Here is a 3943-nt window from a genome sequence, read left to right as displayed (position 1 = left end):
ATAACATGCTTGCCTTTTTGATACTGTTGAATCGTATTGGCATGCTTGCCAGATGATTCAAGCAGGACGTGAGACATACTTTGCTGCGAGGCTCGTGCTGCAGCACTGATCCCTCCAGGACCGGCACCAATAATGGCGACATCAAAAAATTGTTCATTCATACTTTTCTTCCTTAAATCGTTCAGTAACAGCGACTAAATAAGCACGTTTTTATCACTGAGGAAAAATGCTGAATCTCGCTGTAAATATATGTGCGATCAATTGATTGCACCAGCGTGATCATCGTTGCTGCGAGCCTTGATCGTTCTTCCCAACCCATCTTGTGAATCAAACGCTCGCTCCGATCCATATCACTGCTTCAGAATGATATTGTTTGGACTGGGAATGATTATCGACGTAAAAACAACTGAGTCAGTGTGTGTCATTAATAACTGCAACAAAGCGCGGGGTGTCCGTACCATTGTCGGTAATAACCAGAGGAAATGCAGTCGCTTTAGCCACGCCTGAAAATAGCAATCAGCACATCATGGTCACTGCGATAGCTGTTTTTATAAAATTCACTTTGTGTTTGTATATATCCCATTCTAATCTTCAAGATATGAATTTATTTGTTATAAAAAGTGGGGTTTTCCCCCTCTATTAGGGAGCTACCGGAAAATTAGAAAAAAACGAGAAAAGTAAGAATTCCAGCAGCGTGAATCAATAAATCGATAAATTAACGGCTTTTTTCCTCAACGAAGCCTTCTACTCTCAATTTGCCTGATTTGGCAGATTCATCCTGTTTCAGTTTGGTTTGATAGATAAAACAAGAGGAAATAAAAACAAATATTTTTAGTTTTACTAGCGCGATTAACTTGCTCGGTCTGTTAAAAATCAGAATCCTAGAAAAGTTATTAGCTGAAAGTAAGGCAGTATTTATGCTGCAAAAAATCTATACTTAAGGGCAAATTATGGTTTGTAAAAAAATAAAACATTTTTTAAGAGAAAATCCAAATTCAGAAAATGTTTTTGTAAATGCTTATTCAGAGTTTCTCTAAGAATGCCAACTAATATAAATGAGAATTATTTCTTACATGCATGCACTAAATATACGTGGGAATTATTCCCATGTCAATAAATTTAACCGTATAGTGAAAATCTCGGGAGCTTGCCCCGGTGCTCCCAAGTTAACTGTATGTACCTAATGATATTTCTCATTTGAGTGAGGAATTGTAATTATAAGCGGCTTGACTATGGTTCATAATATACTTCGGTGGATAAATAACCCTCCCGCTAGCAATGCTATACCGATTCAATAGCAAAGCGAGAATTTCCTCCCAACTTGTCAACAAAAAAACGGAGCGAAGAAAACCCATGAGACGAAAAGAAGTATTGCCAAGTTAACTTTTATAGGGCAGCTAGCGCTGAAATTCTCACCTTTATGCTGTAGTACTGTGCGAAATACTAATTTATGCGCAGAATTGGTTTTTTAGCTTGACTGGACTTATATAATAAGTGCAATTTCCCGAGTCAGAAGGTCAGCTGTTATCTTTGACTATTTAACCCGCCAAAGAAAGATGTCAACACCATACTGCATGTTGTATGATTTTGGATGAAAATCGATGGTGTTTATATAGAGTCGCTGAATTTTCATTCTGCTTTTATCGCGCAGATACAGTTAACTTGGCAGTACCCACTAGTTTCATATCAGAGTAATTTAGGACTATATTTTTCAGACCAATATTCAATACACAACAACTTAAGGGATTAAATAGATGGCATTTTCTAATCCGGCTGCCAGTCCGTTTTCTGGCAATGTATACATTGATGGCTTGCTGTGGGGCAGTCATTGGAATGATCCAGCTCTGGGGACTCGTTTGAAGGTTTATATTGCGGGTGTCAACGGGAATGAAGTTTTTGATTTTGGGGGCACTCCGGTTACCGCAAATACGGATCCGCAGGAAGTCGCCGTATTTCAGCATGCTATGCAGCTTGTCGAGCATGTTTGTAATGTTAAGTTCATGATTGCGACCCGTCAGTCGGATGCCGACATCATTGTTGGTGCCGCAAGTAATTCCGATGTGCAAGGCGGTTTGGGTGTTTCCATTCCTCCCGGTGAAGATATTGGCCCGGTGATCAATCGTCAAGGCGCAGCGATTGTCAATTTTGACGCTTATTCGTCAGATGATTATTCAAGTCTCCACCAAGGGGGATATGATTTCATTACCGTTATCCATGAGTTTGGTCACGCGGTTGGATTGAAACATCCACATGACTCAGGAGGAGGTGAGCGACCAAACTTTCCGGGAGTTACCGATCCGTTTGGGGATTATGGGGATTTCAATCTCAATCAAGGTATCTATACGATGATGACTTATAACGATGGTTGGCAAACGAATCCTAACGGCCCGCTTAATCCTGCCATCACTCCGGGCTATGGATATGAGGGCACACCCATGGCCCTCGACATTGCGGCTTTGCAATTTCTTTATGGCGCCAACACGAATTACCGGATGGGAAATGATGTATATACCTTGAGTTCGATTAATGTGCCGGGAACATTCTATTCGTGTATTTGGGACACCGGCGGTGTGGAAACCATTCGTAATTCATCGACTAAAAGTTCGACAATTGATTTGCGTGCCGCGACACTTAAACATTCATTGGATGGCGGCGGGTATCTCTCGGTTGTTGATGGGATCAATGGAGGATTCACAATCGCCCATGGGGTTATGATTGAAAATGCCACTGGCGGTACAGGTTCCGATACTATTAGGGGCAACTGGATGGCGAATACGTTGATCGGTAACGCAGGGAACGATTGGATAAACGGATTTGGCGGAGCAGACAACATTAAGGGTGGAAAAGGTGCTGATACGTTAATAGGTGGCGGCGGTGCCGACACCTTTGTTTATACCGCCGCAAACGACAGCATCGGCCAATTCGATTTGATCAAGGATTTTGTGCATGGACTGGATAATATCGACGTGGCCGCGATTGACGCCAATGGTGCCGCTGCAGGCAATGCCGCATTCGTTTTTCGTGGAAGCTCGAAATTTACGGGCGCAGGTGCGGAAGTGCGATTTGTTAAGAATGCATCGAATAATGTTACTAATGTGCTTTTTGATATCGACGGTAACCAAGCCCCCGATATGACAATCCGTTTGACGGGCTTGATTACTATGGAAGCTAGTGATTTTACGTTATGAACTTACGACTCCCTGTAGTCTTACCCCGAGGATCTAATTAATCTTCAGATTACCGTTGACGGCAAGCAAAGTAGGGAATGAGAAAAAACACGACCGGCATTCAAGACTAAGATCTATTAAAATGAGCAATCTCAACTTCTCGCAAGACCAACTGTCAGATCAAAGAGATAAAACACCTAATGCTCACTCAACGATCTACCTGCAGATAATTCAACTTGCTGAAAATGTTGTTTAGCATAAGCAAATAAGCTAAATCTATTTTTAATTCCCAATTTGCTAAAAATAGAAGTTAGATGGTTACGCAAAGTATGTTCACTCATGCATAATTTTGCAGCAATTTGCTTGTTTTGTTCTCCACCGGTTCCGTCTGAAAATGCTCTCAGAATCGTACATTCTTTGCGAGTCAGCATCGTAATCTTATCGATGCTCGTATTATTATAAGGGGAAAATTTACCTCGTGTGCGTGAGTTGTGAAGCAAAATCCGACCCGTCGTTATTCGATCAAGCCATAATTCACCATCATGGATCTTCTCTATTGCTCTGAGCATCGTTTGCATCGATTCTTTTCTATGCACAATACCTCGCGCACCGTTTAATACTGCACGATCTATTACATCTTTATCATGTGTGTCGGTGAAAATTACCACTCGTGTATTCCCATTACTAGAAAAATCCGGAATATAATTCACACAATCAATATCATTCAAAAATGTATTTAATATAAGAATATCAGGTCTTTTCTCAATGACAAGTCG

Annotated in this window: 3 protein-coding genes; 1 reads left to right on the top strand and 2 read right to left on the bottom strand. The window is 41.2% G+C overall.

Going from position 1 to position 3943, the window contains the following annotated elements; translation table 11 throughout:
• Positions 1-161, bottom strand: a 161-nt coding sequence (locus Q0C11_RS14750; RefSeq protein ID WP_367273774.1) for an FAD-dependent oxidoreductase, incomplete at its 3' end; no start/stop codon positions are given.
• Positions 162-1754: 1593 nt separating this feature from the next.
• Here Q0C11_RS14750 and Q0C11_RS14565 point away from each other — a divergent pair.
• The gene (locus tag Q0C11_RS14565) at positions 1755-3188 is read left to right on the top strand and encodes a M10 family metallopeptidase (protein ID WP_293009203.1); all 1434 of its coding nucleotides are present in this window, start codon (positions 1755-1757) and stop codon (positions 3186-3188) included.
• Between the two features lie 176 nt (positions 3189-3364).
• Here the strand turns inward: Q0C11_RS14565 and Q0C11_RS14560 are convergent.
• The coding region (locus Q0C11_RS14560) for a response regulator transcription factor (RefSeq protein ID WP_293009201.1) at positions 3365-3943 on the bottom strand (579 nt) is incomplete at its 5' end.

This window comes from Nitrosomonas sp. (assembly GCF_022842015.1).
In the GTDB taxonomy this organism is placed as follows: Bacteria; Pseudomonadota; Gammaproteobacteria; order Burkholderiales; family Nitrosomonadaceae; genus Nitrosomonas.
The sequence above is the reverse complement of the archived record's forward strand: the minus strand, read 5'-3'. Positions and strand labels throughout refer to the sequence as shown.